The organism is Pueribacillus theae, assembly GCF_003097615.1.
In the GTDB taxonomy this organism is placed as follows: domain Bacteria; phylum Bacillota; class Bacilli; order Bacillales; family UBA6769; genus Pueribacillus; species Pueribacillus theae.
This window is the reverse complement of the sequence record NZ_QCZG01000055.1, coordinates 1-19,027: the sequence shown is the minus strand read 5'-3', so window position 1 is coordinate 19,027 and position 19,027 is coordinate 1. Positions and strand designations below refer to the sequence as shown.

At 40.7% G+C, this 19,027-nt stretch carries 24 protein-coding genes and 11 tRNA genes; 29 read left to right on the top strand and 6 right to left on the bottom strand.

Features of this window, described 5'->3' with window-relative positions; translation table 11 throughout:
- The first annotated feature begins 113 nt into the window (after positions 1 to 113).
- From DCC39_RS17155 to DCC39_RS19210, 3 genes are all read left to right on the top strand, one after another.
- A complete protein-coding gene (locus tag DCC39_RS17155) occupies positions 114 to 452 on the top strand; it encodes a hypothetical protein (protein ID WP_116556115.1) in 339 nt (112 codons plus the stop codon).
- 316 nt (positions 453 to 768) lie between these two features.
- Entirely contained in the window at positions 769 to 1,740 is a 972-nt protein-coding gene (locus DCC39_RS17145; RefSeq protein WP_116556114.1) for a LysM peptidoglycan-binding domain-containing protein, read from the top strand.
- A 250-nt stretch (positions 1,741 to 1,990) separates the two neighbouring features.
- Complete coding sequence (locus tag DCC39_RS19210; protein ID WP_165820920.1) at positions 1,991 to 2,161, top strand: hypothetical protein; 171 nt, start codon at positions 1,991 to 1,993, stop codon at positions 2,159 to 2,161.
- A gap of 23 nt (positions 2,162 to 2,184) precedes the next feature.
- Here DCC39_RS19210 and DCC39_RS17140 read toward each other — a convergent pair whose 3' ends face one another.
- The 5 genes from DCC39_RS17140 to DCC39_RS17125 all read right to left on the bottom strand — a co-directional run bounded on the left by DCC39_RS17140 (position 2,185) and on the right by DCC39_RS17125 (position 3,718).
- On the bottom strand, positions 2,185 to 2,382 hold the full coding sequence (locus DCC39_RS17140) for a hypothetical protein (RefSeq protein ID WP_116556113.1): 198 nt from the start codon (positions 2,380 to 2,382) through the stop codon (positions 2,185 to 2,187).
- A complete protein-coding gene (locus DCC39_RS19205; RefSeq protein ID WP_165820919.1) occupies positions 2,375 to 2,533 on the bottom strand; it encodes a hypothetical protein in 159 nt (52 codons plus the stop codon). The genes DCC39_RS17140 and DCC39_RS19205 overlap by 8 nt, the downstream gene beginning before the upstream one ends.
- Positions 2,502 to 2,912, bottom strand: coding sequence for a hypothetical protein (locus tag DCC39_RS17135; RefSeq protein WP_116556112.1), 411 nt, complete (start codon positions 2,910 to 2,912; stop codon positions 2,502 to 2,504). Before DCC39_RS17135 ends, DCC39_RS19205 begins: the two co-directional genes overlap by 32 nt.
- Positions 2,913 to 3,094: 182 nt before the next feature.
- Positions 3,095 to 3,415, bottom strand: a complete 321-nt coding sequence (locus DCC39_RS17130) for a type II toxin-antitoxin system HicB family antitoxin (RefSeq protein ID WP_240613687.1) — start codon at positions 3,413 to 3,415, stop codon at positions 3,095 to 3,097.
- A 75-nt stretch (positions 3,416 to 3,490) separates the two neighbouring features.
- Positions 3,491 to 3,718 (bottom strand): type II toxin-antitoxin system HicA family toxin, encoded by a 228-nt coding sequence (locus DCC39_RS17125; protein WP_116556110.1) that lies wholly within the window; start codon positions 3,716 to 3,718, stop codon positions 3,491 to 3,493.
- Between the two features lie 369 nt (positions 3,719 to 4,087).
- Here DCC39_RS17125 and DCC39_RS17120 point away from each other — a divergent pair, with 369 nt between their 5' ends.
- The 14 genes from DCC39_RS17120 to DCC39_RS17055 all read left to right on the top strand — a co-directional run bounded on the left by DCC39_RS17120 (position 4,088) and on the right by DCC39_RS17055 (position 16,415).
- On the top strand, positions 4,088 to 5,620 hold the full coding sequence (locus tag DCC39_RS17120) for an NAD(P)H-hydrate dehydratase (RefSeq protein WP_338066572.1): 1,533 nt from the start codon (positions 4,088 to 4,090) through the stop codon (positions 5,618 to 5,620).
- Positions 5,621 to 5,718: 98 nt separating this feature from the next.
- Complete coding sequence (locus DCC39_RS17115) at positions 5,719 to 6,729, top strand: LolA family protein (RefSeq protein WP_116556108.1); 1,011 nt, start codon at positions 5,719 to 5,721, stop codon at positions 6,727 to 6,729.
- Between the two features lie 124 nt (positions 6,730 to 6,853).
- On the top strand, positions 6,854 to 7,984 hold the full coding sequence (alr, locus tag DCC39_RS17110) for an alanine racemase (protein ID WP_116556107.1): 1,131 nt from the start codon (positions 6,854 to 6,856) through the stop codon (positions 7,982 to 7,984).
- 315 nt (positions 7,985 to 8,299) lie between these two features.
- Positions 8,300 to 8,581, top strand: a complete 282-nt coding sequence (locus tag DCC39_RS17105; RefSeq protein ID WP_116556106.1) for a CopG family ribbon-helix-helix protein — start codon at positions 8,300 to 8,302, stop codon at positions 8,579 to 8,581.
- Between the two features lie 4 nt (positions 8,582 to 8,585).
- On the top strand, positions 8,586 to 8,936 hold the full coding sequence (gene ndoA, locus DCC39_RS17100) for a type II toxin-antitoxin system endoribonuclease NdoA (protein ID WP_116556105.1): 351 nt from the start codon (positions 8,586 to 8,588) through the stop codon (positions 8,934 to 8,936).
- A gap of 76 nt (positions 8,937 to 9,012) precedes the next feature.
- Positions 9,013 to 9,831 (top strand): STAS domain-containing protein, encoded by an 819-nt coding sequence (locus DCC39_RS17095; RefSeq protein ID WP_116556104.1) that lies wholly within the window; start codon positions 9,013 to 9,015, stop codon positions 9,829 to 9,831.
- A 15-nt stretch (positions 9,832 to 9,846) separates the two neighbouring features.
- On the top strand, positions 9,847 to 10,203 hold the full coding sequence (locus tag DCC39_RS17090) for an STAS domain-containing protein (protein ID WP_116556116.1): 357 nt from the start codon (positions 9,847 to 9,849) through the stop codon (positions 10,201 to 10,203).
- Between the two features lie 2 nt (positions 10,204 to 10,205).
- Positions 10,206 to 10,607 (top strand): anti-sigma regulatory factor, encoded by a 402-nt coding sequence (locus DCC39_RS17085; RefSeq protein WP_116556103.1) that lies wholly within the window; start codon positions 10,206 to 10,208, stop codon positions 10,605 to 10,607.
- Positions 10,608 to 10,651: 44 nt separating this feature from the next.
- A complete protein-coding gene (locus DCC39_RS17080; protein ID WP_116556102.1) occupies positions 10,652 to 11,662 on the top strand; it encodes a PP2C family protein-serine/threonine phosphatase in 1,011 nt (336 codons plus the stop codon).
- Between the two features lie 63 nt (positions 11,663 to 11,725).
- Positions 11,726 to 12,061 carry an STAS domain-containing protein gene (locus DCC39_RS17075; RefSeq protein ID WP_116556101.1) on the top strand — a complete coding sequence of 112 codons (336 nt, stop codon included), beginning with the start codon at positions 11,726 to 11,728 and terminating at the stop codon, positions 12,059 to 12,061.
- Positions 12,058 to 12,519: an anti-sigma B factor RsbW gene (rsbW, locus tag DCC39_RS17070; RefSeq protein WP_116556100.1), complete on the top strand. Its 462-nt coding sequence runs from the start codon at positions 12,058 to 12,060 to the stop codon at positions 12,517 to 12,519. The genes DCC39_RS17075 and rsbW overlap by 4 nt, the downstream gene beginning before the upstream one ends.
- Positions 12,500 to 13,291: an RNA polymerase sigma factor SigB gene (sigB, locus tag DCC39_RS17065; RefSeq protein ID WP_116556099.1), complete on the top strand. Its 792-nt coding sequence runs from the start codon at positions 12,500 to 12,502 to the stop codon at positions 13,289 to 13,291. Before rsbW ends, sigB begins: the two co-directional genes overlap by 20 nt.
- The gene (locus DCC39_RS17060; RefSeq protein WP_116556098.1) at positions 13,292 to 13,894 is read left to right on the top strand and encodes a SpoIIE family protein phosphatase; all 603 of its coding nucleotides are present in this window, start codon (positions 13,292 to 13,294) and stop codon (positions 13,892 to 13,894) included.
- A 343-nt stretch (positions 13,895 to 14,237) separates the two neighbouring features.
- Positions 14,238 to 16,415 carry a Tex family protein gene (locus tag DCC39_RS17055; protein WP_116556097.1) on the top strand — a complete coding sequence of 726 codons (2,178 nt, stop codon included), beginning with the start codon at positions 14,238 to 14,240 and terminating at the stop codon, positions 16,413 to 16,415.
- 34 nt (positions 16,416 to 16,449) lie between these two features.
- On the opposite strand, the gene cmpA is transcribed toward DCC39_RS17055, so the two are convergent.
- On the bottom strand, positions 16,450 to 16,575 hold the full coding sequence (cmpA, locus tag DCC39_RS17050; RefSeq protein ID WP_116556096.1) for a cortex morphogenetic protein CmpA: 126 nt from the start codon (positions 16,573 to 16,575) through the stop codon (positions 16,450 to 16,452).
- Between the two features lie 86 nt (positions 16,576 to 16,661).
- Between cmpA and DCC39_RS17045 the strand changes: the two genes are divergently transcribed.
- The 12 genes from DCC39_RS17045 to DCC39_RS16990 all read left to right on the top strand — a co-directional run bounded on the left by DCC39_RS17045 (position 16,662) and on the right by DCC39_RS16990 (position 18,897).
- Complete coding sequence (locus tag DCC39_RS17045) at positions 16,662 to 17,108, top strand: SprT family protein (protein ID WP_116556095.1); 447 nt, start codon at positions 16,662 to 16,664, stop codon at positions 17,106 to 17,108.
- Between the two features lie 445 nt (positions 17,109 to 17,553).
- Positions 17,554 to 17,628: transfer RNA gene (locus tag DCC39_RS17040), tRNA-Asn, on the top strand.
- A gap of 1 nt (position 17,629) precedes the next feature.
- A tRNA-Ser gene (locus DCC39_RS17035) sits at positions 17,630 to 17,720 on the top strand.
- A gap of 99 nt (positions 17,721 to 17,819) precedes the next feature.
- Positions 17,820 to 17,894 (top strand) — tRNA-Glu (locus DCC39_RS17030).
- Between the two features lie 28 nt (positions 17,895 to 17,922).
- Positions 17,923 to 17,999 (top strand) — tRNA-Asp (locus DCC39_RS17025).
- 17 nt (positions 18,000 to 18,016) lie between these two features.
- Positions 18,017 to 18,091: transfer RNA gene (locus DCC39_RS17020), tRNA-Gln, on the top strand.
- Positions 18,092 to 18,098: 7 nt separating this feature from the next.
- A tRNA-Lys gene (locus DCC39_RS17015) sits at positions 18,099 to 18,174 on the top strand.
- A gap of 27 nt (positions 18,175 to 18,201) precedes the next feature.
- Positions 18,202 to 18,285, top strand: a tRNA-Leu gene (locus DCC39_RS17010).
- Between the two features lie 76 nt (positions 18,286 to 18,361).
- Positions 18,362 to 18,444, top strand: a tRNA-Leu gene (locus tag DCC39_RS17005).
- 69 nt (positions 18,445 to 18,513) lie between these two features.
- A tRNA-Arg gene (locus DCC39_RS17000) sits at positions 18,514 to 18,587 on the top strand.
- 108 nt (positions 18,588 to 18,695) lie between these two features.
- Positions 18,696 to 18,769, top strand: a tRNA-Gly gene (locus DCC39_RS16995).
- Positions 18,770 to 18,820: 51 nt separating this feature from the next.
- Positions 18,821 to 18,897: transfer RNA gene (locus tag DCC39_RS16990), tRNA-Ile, on the top strand.
- The last annotated feature ends 130 nt before the right edge of the window (positions 18,898 to 19,027 follow it).

The following is a 19,027-nucleotide window of genomic DNA, read 5'->3' as shown; positions in this document are numbered from 1 at the left end:
AGTGCTGTGATCCATGTTTACTTTACAATCTATAGCGATTAATTTAAAAAAGTTAACTAAGAGTCCTTCGGGGCTCTTTTTATTTTGCAGAAATAGAGAAAAGGGGGTCAAGAATGGAGGCGGGTAAGATGGAAAGCATGGTCCAAGACTATGAAAAGCGTATTCTTGAACTCGAAAAAGATTATAGTGAAGTGAAAAAAGAAATCACGGTTGTTCAAACTTCGCAGTCCAAAATCGAGAACATGCTTTACACGCAAAATACAGAGCAAAAAGAGTTAATCAATAATCATCAAAATGAACAAAGACAGTTGCTTGATACCCTTCTTGCTCACACTTTAGGCATTAAGAAAGATACAAATCAAAAGAAATGGGAAACCATTGCGGTCGCGGTCGGAGGCGCTGTTGGTGGTGGGAGCGTTTTGTATTTGATTATTGAAGTGTTTATAAAATAATTAGGGAGGACTTTAACATGCAGGAGATTTTAATATTCGCAACTATCCTAGCGCCAATTATCATGGCGTTTTTTGAGTTGGTAAAAAAGGTTTTTAATATCAAAGAAAGGTGGATTCCGTTGGCCGCGTTAATCCTTGGCATAGGGATAGGGGCTATAGCGATACCGTTCACAGACTTGGGACTCATTTACTGACTATGGGCAGGTGCTTTTGCTGGATTGCTGCAGTTGGATTATTTGAAGTTGGACATCAAACTACGAAAGAGTGACGTTTAAGCTTTGCTCTTTTTTAATATTAAAAAGGGAGAGGTTTTTAAATGGCAACTATTATTGATATCTCACATCATCAAGTACCAAGTGCAATTAATTATGACAAGCTTGCAAAGCAAGTGGATCTGGTTATCATCCGCACTCAATACGGTTCAAAACTAGTCGACAGGCATTATAAGACACACCACAGGGAGTTCCAAAAAAGAGGAGTACCTACAGCCGCGTATGCATGGTTACGAGGTGTAAGCATATCGGATATGGAAAAAGAAGCAACCGACTTCTACAATCGAACGAAGGAATTTAACCCTACATTTTGGTTCCTCGACGTTGAGGAAAAATCTATGTCCGACATGCGTAAAGGGACAAGTGCTTTCCTGAAAAAACTGCGTTCACTTGGCGCTGAAAAAGTAGGGATTTATGTCGGGCATCATTTGTATAAGTCGTTTAACCTCAATTTGTCAGAGGCTGATGCAGTATGGATTCCGCACTACGGCAAAAATAACGGAAAAGTATGCAGTAAACCTAGCTATGCATGTGACTTGCATCAATACACTGATAAAGGAAAACTTGACGGTTACAGCGGCCACTTGGACTTAAACAGGCTCACGGGCAGTAAGCCACTGTCGTATTTTACTGATGGAATGGTAACAAAAACGCCGGCTGCTAAACCGGCTGCTAAGCCTGCCTCTAAATCAGCTACAGGCGGTACCTATACAGTTAAATCAGGGGATACTTTGTCTGCTATTGCCGCCCGACATAAAACAACTGTCAGTGAGCTGGTAAGGATTAACGACATTAAAAATCCAAACCTTATCCAGGTTGGGCAAAAGATTAAACTTCCCGGATCAGCACCTACAAAGGCATCTGCTCAAAAGGCTGTCTATCATAATGTGAAATCCGGTGATACGGTATCAGAATTAGCGGTTAAGCATGGATCAACAATAGCGCTCATTAAATCCTGGAATAATTTAAAAGATGTAAATAAGATTTATATCGGGCAAAAGTTAAGAGTCAAATAACATGGGTTTTAATGTTTTACAGAAAGATTCCGCCATCTAACATCGAAGTAGGACATTCCTTTTTTTAATATCCTAGGACAAACAGAAGAAAATGGCCCGGCGTTGACCGGGCTTATTTGTTTTGATAGAAAAATCCCCGCTTTCCTCAGATTGTTTGTCCAAGCTATTTCGATAACCTCCAATATAATATTAATAATTCGGCCGACTGTAAGAGTTATAAAAGGAGGTGCAGTCTGCATGAGCATTGGACATGACTCTGTCTTTGGTGGGAAACACAGACGAAGAAGACGTAAAATTCTTGTTTGTAGGTGTCAAGAAATCAGAGATCGGGATGATTGTCACCATCGCCGCGATCGCGACCGTGATCGATTCATCTGTCGTTGTAGAAAAATTGACGACTAAAAAACAGGCCCGCAATTAGCGGGCTTTACTAAAACTGAACTTTCAAGAATGAATTAATTCACGATATCTTTCAATAAGTTCTTTCTTTTTAAATGATTTCAAAGTTTGTTGAAGACGGATTTTTTCTTCCTCCGAATACAGTTCTTTCATTAATAAATTGTACTGCTCTTTTGTAATTGTATGGTTTCTATAAGCACGGTTAATAATAGCTTTCTTGAGTTCCAAGTTAGCATTAGACATCATCATTCTCCTCTCCGTTTTCCTTATCAGTATATGCAACCTCTTGCGAAGCGATATCACTTATAGAGAGCTCAATCAACACGTTTTCAATAATCGAACCGTATAGTTCCGCAATTGATTCAATCTTTGTCGTCTGGTAACCAGAACCCACTTCTATGTTTTTCTCCAGGTTTGGTTTTAACATCCGCAGCTAAACTTTCGATAATTCTTTGAATAACTGAGGAGAAATCAAGATGATTGCCTCGGTTATCATTTATTGAATTAATGAAAAGCCTCGAGTTTTCGATCACTGTAAGGAGTTTTGATGAAACATTCTCATGGTGTTCTTTTTTCGATTTCAATTGATAGACTTGGTCTTTTAATTTTATGAGATTGTTTTCTTTTCCTAGAGCCTCTGAATATCTTTTAAATCCAAGTGAAATAAAAGCAGTGATGAATGTAAGACCAATAAGGATAATGATTGCTGCAATTATAAAAAACCAGCCGGGTGTGTGTTTAAAAAAGTTGTCGAAAAAGCTATTCCAATCCATGGTTTTGTTTCTCCTATAATAATCTTACAATAAGCTTAAAGGTTAACAAGAGGTTCTTTTTGAACTTTTTTGTCTATTTGTGTATGTTCATTTTCTATAGAAAGTTTAGAAATCCTTTTTTATTTCAACTTTCTTTTCGACAAAATAAGACAAAACAAAAAAGCCCACGTAAGGGCTTTTAATTATTGACTAAGTTTATACAACATATACTGATTTAAGCTAACACCTTCATTTTCAGCTAACATGGCAAGTTTTCGATGTAAAGACTTTGGCATACGAAGATTGATTTTTCCGCTGTAATCCTCACGTGGTTCTGGAATAGGATCGCCATGTTCCAGCTTTGTTTCAATCCATCCTTCCATTGCTTCACGTACGTTTTGATAAGCTTCTTCAGCAGTATTCCCATGACTATGGCAACCGTCTAATTCCAACACATCAGCAAAATAATATTGGCCACTTTCGTCATTCATTTTACGAAGAACAATTGAATAAGGTAACTCCATGTAGTAGTTAACATCTTTATTTTCCATTTTTAAATAGGCGAGGTATTGATTATAATAGTTAGTAGGAGGGGAAGCTCAATCTTCCCCAATCCTTTTCAATACTTCTTTGATGTAAACCGCTTTAACGGGGTTGTGCTTTGGTATTGTGATGATGTCACCTTGTTCATTTCGGAAATTGTGATGTGAGCCACGAACTCTATCCAATATGTACCCGTAATGTTCAAGTGTTTTGACTAACTCACTGAACCGTATTCCGTTGGGGCGGTTTTGCATCTTTTCCACTATTTTTTCTACGCCCGCCATTCCTAACCTCCTTTCACTATTATAGTACCATATGTGGTATCATCAAGCAAATGTTTTTTTGAATCTTTTACATAAAAAAACAAGCGCCTGGATGAGAGGCGCTTAATATTTTCAAACATATTTATCTATCCCTAGAGGTCTACCCGCGATTTATTTTTAGTCCCAATTCAGCCCCGAAAATAGCCCCAAATGCATTCTTTTAAATGCCTAATCTTGCATTTTGGTTTTTTGCACTTCTACTAAAAGCGTTGATATAATAAAGGTTAGAAAATTTCTATTCGTTATTTTTCTTTTCAAAACAGCTTGTCATGCTAGTCAGCATAATGAGGGAAGCTGTCTCATATATTTCTAGTGCGGTTAGGAGGGACGATTGTGCAAGTCGTAACAAAAAAAGAAATGTACGCGATTGACCGCAATGCAATGGAGTTAGGATTGACCGGGGAAATGCTCATGGAGAATGCTGGCCAGGCTGTTGCACGAAAGTTGTACGACGAGTTGACTTATGATGATCGAATCACGATTATCATTGGCAAAGGCAACAACGGAGGAGACGGATTTGTCATTGCAAGGATGTTAAAAAGCAAGGGCTATAAGTTGGATGTTTGGCTCTCGGTAGAAAAAGAGGCAGTAACAGGCGATGCAGAAAAAGCGATGCACGTTTATGAGCATTCGGGCTTTCAAATGCGCTTATTAAATGAAGAAAATTTGAATGCATTCAAGGTTTCCCTCGCTGTCAGCACTGTCATTATCGATTCATTGCTCGGCATTGGCATGAAAGGAAAGCTTCGTTCTCCTTTCAAAGAAATCATTACACTAGTGAATCGTCAAAAGCATGTGAAACGACTCGCAATTGACTTGCCGAGCGGGCTTCCGGCTGACGGTGGAAAAGTTGATGACGCGATCCGTGCAGATAAAACGTTCGCTATCCACCTTCCTAAAGTAGGCGCATTCATGTACCCTAGCCGTGAATATTACGGCGAACTTGACGTAGTGGATATTGGAATACCTCCAATTATAAATAAGAAAAGCGTTGAAAAGAGGTTCGTATGGATGCCTGATGATGTCATTCGAACATTTCCTAAGCGCAATCCATCATCCCATAAAAGCAGCCATGGAAAAGGGCTCATCGTTGCCGGATCGAAAACGATGAGCGGTGCTGCGATTATGGCAGCAAGGGCCGCATTAAGAAGTGGAAGCGGGCTTTTGACGGTGGCGATGCCGGAAGAAGCGAGACTGCCGATTGCGAATCAAGTCATTGAAGCGATGTATGCCCCTTGTCCTTCTCATGAGGGAGAATTTGCGGGCACCCTTCCTGTACAATTGAATTTTGATGCGATTGCTGTCGGGCCCGGTATCGGACGGGGAGAAGGGAGCCGGCGTATTGTCGAAACACTGCTTAAAGCGGAAGCCCCCCTCCTTATTGATGCGGATGCCCTGTTCCATCTTGCAAAAATGAAGGATCAATTAAAAAGCAGAAAATACCCGACTGTTTTGACGCCGCATGAAGGTGAGATGGCGAGGCTTCTAGGGTTGCCTATTGAAGAAGTCGCGAACAATCGCTTTTATTTCAGCAAACAATTTGCACTGGAGTATGGTGTTCATCTTGTATTAAAGGGTCCATTCACCATTTGCACAACCCCGGCTGGCGAGCAATACATTAACCCGACAGGGAACGCCGCTTTGGCCAAGGGCGGTTCAGGTGATGTTTTGACAGGCATTATACTTGCGCTTATGATGCAGCAAAAGTCTTTACAAGAAGCGATTAGCAATGCCGTCTTTGTCCATGGGAAGACTGCCGACAACTTAATTTCAAACAAGCATTCTTCTGTTGATGTCATTGCTTCCGATGTCATTGAATCCTTACCCATTGTTTATAAGTCAATCGCAAACCGTTCGTTATGACTTGAGAGCAATTCCCTCCTTTGTCGTTGAAGAAGATGTTCAAAAAGTTGTCCTCCTTTTTGAACACGCACTTGAAATGAGACAAGGGAGTGAAACCAATGAAGAGAGCGATCTTTTTACTGTTTGGATCGTTGTTTCTTTTAGCTGTGCTGACTGGCTGCGGTGAAAAAAGCCAAGAAGATGTCTTGAATGCCCTCAGTGAAAAATCGGATAAGATAAAAAGCTATAAAATGAATTCTAAAATGACATTTGAGAACGGAGAAGATCAGCAAGTATATGACGTGGAAATCTGGCATAAAAAACCGCACTATTACCGCATCAAACTTGAAAGTGAAAACAAAGAACAAAGTCAGATTATTTTAAGAAATGATGATGGGGTATTTGTATTGACTCCTGCCCTTAACAAGAGTTTTCGGTTTCAAAGCGATTGGCCTGAAAACAACAGCCAGATATACTTGTATGATTCGCTTGTGAATGACGTTTTAAGCGATGATGACCGTTCATTCCAAGCGAAAGATAAAGCATACGTTTTTATGACGAAAACAAATTATCAAAACAAAAATTTATCCCAGCAAGAAATCACTTTTTCAAAAAAGGAATTAGCTCCCAAAAAGGTAAAAGTGATGGATCAAGACATGAATGTGCTTGTAACAGCTGAATTTTCAAGTGCAAAATTTAATGTCGATTTTGATGATGATGCGTTTGATATGGAACGGAATATGACGAGTGCAAAACTGGAAGTCCCAACGATGGCGATTTCAAAAGAAAAAGCAATCACTCCTCTTTACCCAGAGTACACGGCAGAAGCAACAATCTCAGATGAAAAAGAGATCACAAAAGACGGAGAAAAACAATTGATTTTGTCTTATACAGGCGACCGTTCATTCACGCTTATTCAGAAAAAAGCGGACATTGCCGTCGAAACAAGTGCGCCCGTCCAATTTGTCAATGGTGAACCGGTTGATTTAGGCTTTGCGATAGGTGTCAAGACTGGCAATTCGATTTCTTGGACGTATAACGGAATTGATTTTCTGCTTGCTTCAAGCGATTTGGACGACGAAGAAATGGCTGCTGTTGCACGATCTGTTCAAGGTGTAGCGTCTAAGTGAAAATGAGGCTCAAGTAAGTGATTCGTGCTTGCTGGGCCTTTTTTAATTTTTTCTACCCCTAGTACGCCAAATAAGGTAAGATAGAAAAGTGAACATCTTGAACGTTACAATTGGAGGGCTTATTTTGGAAAATCAACCGTTCTACCGTGATACTTGGGCGGAGGTTGACCTTGATGCAATACGGGATAATGTGAGCTCATTTGCCTGCCATGTTCAATCCGGAACAAAAGTAATGGCTGTTGTGAAAGCGAATGCCTATGGACACGGGGCTGTCGAAGTGGCAAAAGCAGCACTGGAGGCAGGGGCCGACCGGCTAGCTGTCGCTTTGCTTGATGAGGCGATTTTATTGAGGGAAGCCGGCATTACGGCGCCGATTCTTGTGCTTGGCTGGATTCGTCCTTCTGATGCTGACGTTGCTTTACAATACGATGTCGCTCTAACCGTTTTTCAAGAAAATTGGCTAAAAGCGGTGCTCCGTTTAGGTGCGAAAGGGTTAAAGCTTCATTTGGAGATTGATACCGGCATGAGCCGCCTGGGCATAAGAGATAGAGGGGAAGCAGAAAGAGTCTTGCAACTTTTTAAAGAGAATGCTGATGCTTTCACGCTTGAAGGAGTCTATACGCATTTTGCAACAGCGGACAGTTTAGACAGTCCAATTTTTTTCAGGCAACAGGAAATTTTTCGCGACTGGCTCTTTTGGATTGCTGGCCAAGGTGTGAAGCCCTCGATCATTCATACGAGCAACAGTGCTGCAGCAACCCGTGTCCCTTTTGATAGCTACGATTACATAAGGCTTGGCATTTCAATGTATGGACTGAAGCCGTCAGAGGAGATTGAAACACCATTTGAACTTAAACCAGCTTTCTCGCTGCATAGCCGGCTGGTCCATGTAAAAGAATTAATGCCAGGCGATACAATAAGCTACGGGGCGACCTACACGGTAAAGGAACGTGAATGGATTGGGACAATTCCGATTGGTTATGCGGACGGCTGGATTCGCCGGCTCAAAACGGCCAAAGTGTTGATTGACGGGGAGTATGCACCGATTGTTGGCCGCATTTGCATGGATCAATGCATGGTCAGGCTGCCTAAACAACTGCCGATCGGAACGAAGGTAACATTGATTGGCAAACAAGGAAACAAAGAAATTACAATGGATGATATCGCAAGTCAGCTTGAAACAATTAATTATGAAATTCCTTGCAATATAACGAGTCGCGTGCCCCGTATTTACAAGAAGCGCGCGGATGTTTAAATCTTGTTTAAAATTTTTCTAAAAACAAGAAGGATTTTGGTGATTATTGGCGAAACTATGTAACAAAATAGAAAAGCTGAATTGGCTTTTTCTGCTCCGAAGAGAAAATGCTCTTCCGAGTAAGGGTTGTTTTTTTACCCTTCCGAGGAGGAAATTTTATCGAGGAGCAAGCCGCTGAAGCTGGACAATAAAAGAAATTTTAGATTCTCCTTTTTTACTAACTGATCGGCTTTGCAATCAGTGGTTTGTAATGATAGTATTGATGGTGGAAATGAATAACTATTACTGGTATCTGTAAGCTGGAGGTGGCTCGTTTTGAGTGAGGCGGCAAACTACAAAAAAATTGTGATTACGATCTCACAACAATTGTTAAACGAGGTTGATGGGGTAATTCAACAGGAAGAATTAAATCGGGATGAATTTATTTCACAAGCGACGAAAATGTATCTCCGTGAACGCAAAAAACGTCATATTCGGGATGCGATGCGCCAAGGTTATATGGAAATGGCAAAAATTAATCTGACCATTGCTTCAGAAGCTTTTTTTGCTGAGGAGGAAGCCGACGACACCTTAGACCGCTTAGTTAGCGGGGTGTAATAGTTTGATGGTGAAGCGTGGCGACGTTTACTTTGCGGACCTTTCTCCTGTCGTAGGTTCAGAGCAAGGTGGCGTAAGACCAGTTCTTATTATTCAAAATAACATCGGGAACCGGTTTAGCCCCACTGTAATCGTCGCGGCGATTACAGCACAAATCCAAAAAGCTAAATTGCCAACTCATGTTGAAATTGACGCTAAAAAATACGGATTTGAGCGAGATTCGGTTATTTTGTTAGAACAAATTCGAACAATTGATAAACAGCGACTAACAGACAAAATTACACACCTGGATGAAAATATGATGGGCCGCGTTGATGAAGCATTGCAAATCAGTCTCGGACTCATTGACTTTTAAAAATCCTATAGAAAACATAAAGCTGCTAAGGGAAAGCAGCTTTTTAACATTCGAACAATTGGAGGGGAGCTTCAGGGTGGACAAGCTAATTGTAGAAGTCATAGAAAAATATAAAGATGATATTAGCAAGAGATGGAAAGAAAAACTTGAAGAGCAAGAAATGATGAACAATCTACAAGTTATGTCTAAGGATCTTTATCAAAAAACAAACGAAGAATTTCTTGGCCTTATTTATAGCCATATTACGGTTAAGTATAACGAATCTAATGATAAAATCTTGGAATTCGCAGAAAAACTTATCAATATGGGCTGGAATTTAAGTTATTTAACCCAGGGACTCCAAACGTTTAGACGGACAGTATTGGAAGTGCTATTTGAAAAAGTTTCCGTAAATGAAAAAGCGTTAGACACGTATCAAGAAGTCGACCGGTGGATTGATCCACTCATGAACGGCTTAATGGATGCGAGTTCAAAGAATTGGCAGAATACACTGTCTATGCAAAAAGTCGCACTTCGAGAATTATCAGCTCCACTCATCCCTGTGTTTAAACATATATCTGTTATGCCTCTTATTGGAACGATTGATACGGAACGTGCAAAATTAATTATGGAAAACTTGCTAAACGGAGTAATTGAGCACCGTGCGCAAGTTGTTCTCATTGATATTACAGGTGTACCTGTCGTTGATACAATGGTTGCCCACCACATTATTCAAGCTTCGGAAGCTGTTCGATTAATAGGTGCGACGTGCATACTTGTTGGAATTCGGCCTGAAATCGCTCAAACGATTGTGAATTTAGGAATTGACTTAGGGCAATTCCCGACAAAAAGCACACTTTACAACGGAATCCAAACGGCATTAAGCTTGACAAACAGGCAAATTGTCGAAGTGTAAAGGAGGCTAAATATGATGCGAATACCGATACTGAAACTAAATGAATATTTATTGATAACGATACAAGTGGAACTAGACGATCAGACGGCGCTTCAGTTCCAAGAGGATTTATTGAACAAAATTCATCAAACGGACGCGAAAGGCGTTGTCATCGATTTAACCTCGGTTGAAATGATAGACTCCTTTATTGCGAAAGTACTTGGAGAAGTTGTGAATATGTCAAATTTAATGGGTGCAAAAGTAGTCTTAACCGGTATCCAACCCGCTGTTGCTATTACATTAATTGACTTAGGGATTCATTTGAAAGGAGTTCCAACAGCATTAGATTTAGAGCAAGGGCTAGCGAAACTCGAACAGGATTTGGAGGAGTAGCGATGACAATCCAATCCTGTGTTCAAATAAATAATGAATGGGATATTGTAAAAGCTCGTCAACTTGGTCGAAACGTTGCCAAAGAAATTGGCTTCGGAACGGTTGATCAAGCCCGGATTACGACAGCTGTATCCGAATTGGCGAGAAACATCTATTTATATGCAAAATCAGGAGAGATTCACATTAAACCAATGTTTGAAAATGGGAAAAAGGGAATCAAGATCATTGCAAGAGACTCTGGCCCTGGCATTAAAGATATACGTGCAGCGATGGAAGATGGCTATACGACTTCGGGCGGGCTTGGGGCTGGCTTGCCCGGTGTTAAGCGATTAATGGATGACTTCGTTATCCAATCAAAAATAAATGAAGGAACAGAGATTGTTGCGTCAAAATGGATGAGATAAAAATATTACATAGTAACGATGAGATAAGGAGGTGAACCTTATCCGTGTATGAGGTAAAGGAGAAGGAGAGAATCTACAAGGAGATTTTAGAAAGTTATATCAATGAAAATGACGAACAATCATTATATCTCGGCCAGCAGCTAAGCCGCCAAATGATTGAGGAAGGGGTTTCACCTGAAGAACTCGTTCATTTACATGTAAAAGTTCTAATGGAACTTTATCCGAAACTCGATGAGGAAATGAAAAATTCATTTGAATTTTTACTTGAAATGATGATGGACTATGGCATTGCTTACCGGGAACATCAAAGCTTAAAAAATAAACAACAACAGTTGAATATGGAAATTGAACTTGCAGCAAGTATGCAAAATACATTTTTATCAGGGGATGTCCCTTGCGATAAATCACTAGATATTGGTGCGATAAGCCAACCGGCAAAAAAGTTAAATGGGGATTATTACCATTTTGTCCGAGATGAAAATAATCGCATTAGCGTGGCAATCGCCGATGTCATTGGGAAGGGGATACCTGCCACCCTTTGTATGTCAATGATTAAATATGCAATGGAAAGCTTAACCGAAGAGTTTAAGAAGCCAGGGGCAATTTTAGAGAATTTGAATCGGGTTGTCGAGCGAAATGTGGATGACAGCATGTTCATTACGATGTTCTATGGCCTATATGATCCAAATGAACATCGTTTTTATTACGCGAGTGCTGGGCATGAACCAGGCTTTATTTATCATAAGAAAAAAGACGAGTTTGTAGAGTTTTCAACAAAAGGCATTGTCTTAGGCGTAGAAAAAGAATCCGTTTATCCCGACTATGAGGTTGCTATCGATCCGGGTGACATGATCGTCCTTTTATCTGACGGTGTTACAGAGTGCAGGTCAAAAGATGGCTTTATTGAACGGCACGAAATTATCAACTTGATTCGCAAGTACCAACATCTCCCATCCCAGCAAATTGTCGAAGAAGTCTATCGTGAACTGGAACAAATGCAAAACTTCGAATTAAAAGATGATGTCACCCTAATCATATTGAGAAGAAAAGTTTAAACTGATTATTTTGGGGAATAGAAATAATGGTAGGACAAGTTTAAGTGAGGGGGAGAGAGTATCGTGAATCTTAAAGTGAGTCAAATTTCTGAAGGAAATAAACATTACTTAGAAGTTTCGGGCGAGCTGGATGCATTTACCGCAAAAGATTTACGCGAGAAACTAATGCCATTAACTGAAAATAACGGGAATCATATCATTGTTGATTTATCAGATTTGGAATATATGGATAGTACAGGCCTTGGGGTTTTTGTAGGTGTGCTGAAAGCTTCAAAAACCAATGGGGCCAAACTCGTCCTAAAAAATATGACAGATCGTGTGAGGCGATTGTTTGAAATTACCGGTTTAGATGAAATCATTACAGTACAAGATGATAACGTAAGGGGGGGTGCAAAATGAGTTCCGATTATATTGAAATGATCATCCCTGCTAAACCGGAATATCTTGGTGTTATCCGTCTTGCTGTCTCAGGTATCGCCAATCGCATGGGCTATGCTTATGATGAGATCGAAGATATAAAAGTGGCTGTGACGGAGGCGTGTACAAATGCAGTGAATCATGCATATAAAGATGGGGAAGGCCAAATCAAAGTAAACTTTGCCGTTTATCAAGATCGGTTGGAAATTTTTGTCGTTGATCAAGGGCAAAGTTTTGACGTGAAAGCGATGAGAGAAAAGAAAGCCCCTGTTAATGCAGAAACATCATTGGAACAACTAAGTGAAGGTGGATTAGGCCTCTTTTTAATCGAAGCATTAATGGATAAAGTTGAAATCAGCGGAGATTCCGGTGTTGTTGTCTCGATGACAAAGCTCCTTAACAGAGATGAGGTGAGGAGTGGTGTCAGCAGAGTCCAATGAACGTGAAAAAAAACATAACACTCATGTCTATAAATGGATTGAAGCACTGAGAGAAAATCCGGATGATCAAGATGTTCAAACGAAGATCGTGAAGGAATATGAACAACTCGTTCAAACCCTTGCGAGAAAATTTTCAAAAGGAAAGTCAATCCATGACGATCTCGTTCAAGTCGGAATGATTGGACTTTTAGCGGCAGTTAAACGGTTTGATCCCGAAATAGGAAAAAGTTTTGAGTCATTCGCCGTTCCTACGATTATTGGCGAGATTAAACGGTTTATACGCGATAAAACGTGGAGTGTACATGTACCAAGAAGGATAAAGGAATTGGGGCCGCGAATTAAAGTTGCTGTTGAAGAATTGACAGATGAATTACAGCGTTCTCCAAGAGTGGATGAAATTGCGGATTATCTCGATGTTTCCGAAGAAGAAGTATTGGAAACGATGGAGATGGGCAAAAGCTATCAGGCGCTTTCAGTAGATAGCACCATTGAATCCGATCAAGAGGGAAGTACTGTTACACTGCTTGATCTTGTTGGAGATCAAGAGGAAGGTTACGAACAAATTGACCGGAAAATGGTGTTAAGGCAAGCATTTCAAGCATTGAGTGAACGTGAAAGACAAATTATACAATGTACCTATTTTGATCAAAAAAGCCAAAAAGAAACGGGAGATGAACTAGGTATTTCACAAATGCATGTTTCAAGGCTCCAAAGGCGTGCGTTAGAAAAATTAAGAAAAGCAATCCGTATGGAACCATCGGAGGCTTTGTAAATGATTGAATCCCACGATTTCAAAAAGATTCAAGTATCAGCTTATCAAAAACCAAAAGGCGACAACTTGATCTGTGGTGATAGCTACATTGTACTTGAAACAGAAAATTACTTTGTTTGTGCCATTGCAGATGGTTTGGGAAGTGGAAAGCTCGCAAAAGAATCTTCTGAAGCAGCGATTTCAGCAATTGAACAGGCACATGATCAAAGTGTGGAGCGAATGCTTGACGAAGCCAATGACTCTTTGGTTGGAAAACGTGGCGTTGTTATGGCAGTATTTAAAATAGATTATCGTTTAAATGAACTTTTTTATTGCGGAATCGGCAACATTAATCTCATTGTTTATTCAGATGGAGAGAAAATGACGCGGCCTATTTCGTACTCGGGTTATTTATCCGGAAGGCCACAGAAATACCGTGCAGAACGGATAAAGTTTGAGAATCCTATTTGCTTCTTAATGTATTCAGATGGCTTTAATTTAAATGTAAAGAACAATGATGTTTTATTTAAAATGAAATCTCCGGAACAAGCCGTTTATTATATAGAGCAATGCTTAAACAATATTACAGATGATATTACCTATTTGGTTGGCAAAATGGACTAGCTCCTTTAAGAGGTTGTTCAAAAAGTCCGGAGGCTTACAGGAGGTAAGTCAGTTCGACGTTATCACAGGACGTGATGCTTTTAGTCGAACTTCTTTAATAGGCTGCGAATCTCTACGTCAGCTTGCTCTTCCGCTCCTGTGAAAGGAGTTATGCACCTGCGTCTACAAGCATTGCTCCGAAGCATGCTTTCTCGGTGCAACTCGCGGCGGATCATAGAAGTATCGCTCGTCGCTGCGGTGCTCAGAGCTACTCTTCCTTGACCTTCTTGCCTCTCGTTATCCTCCTTTTTGAACCCACACTTTAAGGGGCTTTTCTTTACGCCTAAAAACGAGGAGGAGACAAATGCCTGAAACATTACATCCAGAGATTATGGCCCATATTGCAAATGAGCTAAATATTAAGGAAAGCCAAGTCAAAAATGTATTACAGCTTCTTCAAGAAGGGAATACCGTTCCTTTTATCGCCCGTTACCGAAAAGAATTAACAGGTGGATTAGATGAAGTCGTACTTAGAGAGATTTCTGAAAACTGGACGTACGCCGTTAATCTTGATAATCGGAAACAGGAAGTCATTCGTTTAATCGATGAGCAAGGCAAATTGACAGATGAATTAAAATTAGCCATCGAAAAAAGCAAAAAGCTTCAAGAAGTCGAAGATTTATACCGCCCCTATAAGCAAAAACGACGGACAAAAGCTACAGCGGCGAAAGAAAAAGGGCTTGAACCGTTGGCAGAGTGGCTTTTCGCTCTACCGTCAAGCGGTGATGTTGAGACGGAAGCTAAAAAATATTTATCAGAAGAACATGAACTCCATACGGTTGAAGACGCGCTTCAAGGGGCAAAAGACATTATTGCCGAATGGATATCAGATCATGCGGAGTTTAGAAAATGGATTCGTACAAATACATATAAAAAAGGCAAACTGCAAACGTCAGGAAAAGACGTGGATAAAGACGAGAAAAAGACATATCAAATCTATTATGATTATGAAGAAATGATCGAAAAAATCGTTCCCCACAGGGTACTCGCCATTAACCGAGGCGAGAAGGACGGTGTTTTAAAAACAAAAATCGTCCCTCCTACCGAAGAAATTCTTACATATTTAAATAGACAAATTTTAACGAAGCAAACGATCGCTGAAAGCTGCTTGAAAGAGGCAATCGAGGATAGTTTCAAGCGATTAATTGAGCCTTCTATCGAAAGAGAAATTAGAGGGCAATTAACGGAAAAGGCAGAGGAACAGGCCATCCATATTTTTTCTGAAAATCTAAAACATCTTTTACTTCAACCACCATTAAAGGGAAATGTTGTCTTAGGCATTGATCCGGCGTACCGAACGGGTTGTAAACTGGCTGTTGTTGATGAGACTGGAAAGGTACTGAAGATTAGTGTCATATACCCAACACCGCCGCGTTCGGAAATCGAAAAGGCTAAAAAAATCGTAAATGAAATCATTGAAAAATACGGTGTGCAAATTATTGCAATTGGGAATGGAACTGCATCAAGGGAAACAGAACAATTCGTGGCGGATGTCATAAAGGAAAATGGGCTTGAAACGAAATATGTTATAGTAAATGAAGCCGGAGCAAGTGTGTACTCAGCCTCCTCTCTTGCAAGAGAAGAGTTTCCAAACCTCCAAACAGAAGAAAGATCAGCGGTTTCAATTGCAAGGCGTCTACAAGATCCGCTTGCCGAACTCGTAAAAATTGATCCGAAATCAGTCGGGGTCGGCCAATACCAACACGACGTTTCCCAAAAAAGGCTAAATGATTCATTAACTTTCATTGTTGAAACAGTAGTAAACCGTGTTGGCGTGAATGTGAACACTGCTTCTGTTTCACTGTTACAATACGTTGCGGGGCTATCGAAAGCAGTTGCTAAAAACATCGTTAAAAAGCGGGAGGATGAAGGCGGGTTTTCTACAAGGATGGATTTGAAGAAGATCCCTCGCTTGGGTGCGAAAACTTACGAACAATGCATCGGTTTTTTACGTATCCCAAACGGGAAAAACAAGCTAGACCAAACGCCGATCCATCCCGAAAGCTACAAAGATGCAAAGCGTCTATTGGAAGCCGTTGGTTTAGAAATCGATGATATTGGGACAAGTGTCCTAAAAGAAAAGCTTGAAAATTTGCAGCTGAGTGAAATGGCACAATCACTGGAAATCGGCGAACCGACATTAAAGGATATGATCGACGCACTTATTCGTCCTAGCCGTGATCCGCGTGATGAAATCGCCAAACCTATATTAAAATCAGATGTTTTAAAAATGGAAGATCTAAAAAAAGGAATGCAGCTTGAAGGAACGATAAGAAACGTCGTAGACTTTGGAGCATTTGTTGACATCGGCGTAAAGCAGGATGGCCTTGTACATATCTCGAAATTGGCCAATCGTTTCGTAAAGCATCCTTTGGATGTTGTCAAGCTCGGGGATGTTGTCACCGTCTGGATTGAAGACGTTGACTTGGTCAGAGAACGAATCGCGCTTACGATGCTAGCGCCGGAGCAGCAATTAAATTAGTTTAATCGCTGCTCTTTTATAGTGTAAGGCAGTACTAACTAACAGGTTTTTGCGTATGTGCATTAAGGTAGAAATACCAGCATTGATTGAGAAGTTTAATTTGATAACGATCCTTTTGGAAATATGCCCGCATGAGTTGTTTTTTAAACCAGACAGGCATGTTTCTCCCTCCTTCAAAAGTGTAATGTTTTATTATATGGATGAAGGCTTTTTTTGTGACAAAAAATAATCGGGAAGGGAAATCGAATGGATGATAAAGAACTGCAATTACTTGTCGAGGCGATTTCTAAAGAATTTTTTCAGAGACCTTTTTTACATCAAGCGAGCTTTAACCCACGCCTAAAAACAACAGGTGGGAGATATATGCTTCGCACGCACAATATCGAAATCAACCCAAAACAGTATGAAGTGTACGGGGATGAAGCGCTCGCCGGGATTATTAAGCATGAGCTTTGCCATTATCATCTCCACCTTCAAAACAAAGGTTATAAACACCGTGACCGAGATTTTAAAGAATTGCTGAAGCACGTTGGCGGATCAAGATACTGCAATGTCATCGAAGGGATGAAGAGAAAAGAAGAAATCAAGCATGTATACCATTGCAAGGAATGCGGACAGGTTTATATGAGGAAAAGGCGAATCAATGTCAATCGATTTGTCTGCGGAAAATGTCGAGGGATGTTGATGAAATGATAAAGCGAGACTGAACATGGGATTAGCGCCCGTTTCTTTATTTGTAAAGAAAATAGTAAGCACTCCCTTTAAACGGTTAATTATGCTTCGCCGAACCCCCACTTAGACTTTTTTAATTTCTCGAAGCCTTAAAGTGGGGGTTTTACGGACGGTTGCGGCGTAATAAACTTTTTCTTGACGTTGCCTATCGACGTATGTTAATTTTATGAAGGCATTATTTGGGCAGGCGCTTTTACATATAATGAAAAAAATTAAAGAAGAAAAAAGTGTTGACATCAAATGACAGATGTTATATTATATAAAATGTCGCTGCAAACAACGGTTGTCCAACAATGACGTAGCTCGGCGGCGAAACGCTTAAGGATTGCTTTTCAATTCCTTCAGTATAATGAAGCTGAAAAAAGCTAATACTGCAAGCGTATGAATGGATAACTTCTTTGTTTATTCCACAGTAGCTCAGTGGTAGAGCTATCGGCTGTTAACCGATCGGTCGCAGGTTCGAATCCTGCCTGTGGAGCCATGGAGAAGTACCCAAGAGGCCGAAGGGGCTCCCCTGCTAAGGGAGTAGGTCGTGTAAGCGGCGCGAGGGTTCAAATCCCTCCTTCTCCGCCATTCTAGAGCACATAGTTTAGATACCGAATACATAGATGTTTTAAAAAAGATTTCAAAACAAACAATCTAACATTCGACTTCCGATACGAAATCTGAGATGGCCCGTTGGTCAAGTGGTTAAGACACCGCCCTTTCACGGCGGTAACACGGGTTCGAATCCCGTACGGGTCACCATTGTTTTTGTTATTTATAAATTTTTGTTGGTCCCGTAGTGTAGAGGCCTACCACGCCTGCCTGTCACGCAGGAGATCGCGGGTTCGAATCCCGTCGGGACCGCCATTTTAGATTAAGATTATTGGGCTATAGCCAAGCGGTAAGGCAACGGACTTTGACTCCGTGATGCGCTGGTTCGAATCCAGCTAGCCCAGCCACTTATATGAGCCATTAGCTCAGTTGGTAGAGCATCTGACTTTTAATCAGAGGGTCGCAGGTTCGAATCCTGCATGGCTCACCACTATAATAGTGGGTGTTATTGTTATATGCGGGTGTGGCGGAATTGGCAGACGCGCTAGACTTAGGATCTAGTGTCTTTGACGTGGGGGTTCGACTCCCTTCACCCGCACCATTGTTATATGTAACTTAACCGATTTTGCTGTGGCATCACAGCGAGTTTTTATTTTACAACCTTATTTTATACTTATGCGGTCGTGGCGGAATGGCAGACGCGCTAGCTTGAGGGGCTAGTGGGGGCAACCCCGTGGAAGTTCGAGTCTTCTCGACCGCATCGCCTTTCTTGCTCTATATTAAGATTCTATGTTTGAAATGATAGAAATCAACTTGCACATTTGTTCCAGCGCCCGTAGCTCAATTGGATAGAGCGTTTGACTACGGATCAAAAGGTTAGGGGTTCGACTCCTCTCGGGCGCGTTAATTTTAGAAGTTGAAAGTGTGAAATTAGAAGTTGGATTTAGGTATTGCTTCGTATCGATACAAATTAATCTAACCTCAAATATCTCACCTCTACTATCTAAACNTGCGGGTGTAGTTTAGTGGTAAAACAAGAGCCTTCCAAGCTCTGGTCGTGGGTTCGATTCCCATCACCCGCTCCATTATTAATATGTAATAAGATGAAATGAGAGTGAAATGTTTCGCTAATTTATGGGCCTGTAGCTCAGCCGGTTAGAGCGCACGCCTGATAAGCGTGAGGTCGGTGGTTCGAGTCCACTCAGGCCCACCATAATTTACCATTGAACTCCTTTCATTTATATGGTATATTAATAAAGTCGCCATTGAGAGCGGCGGAATAAAATCGTTCTTTGAAAACTAAACAAAACGCCAAGCGAATGAAACAATACATGAGCAACAAC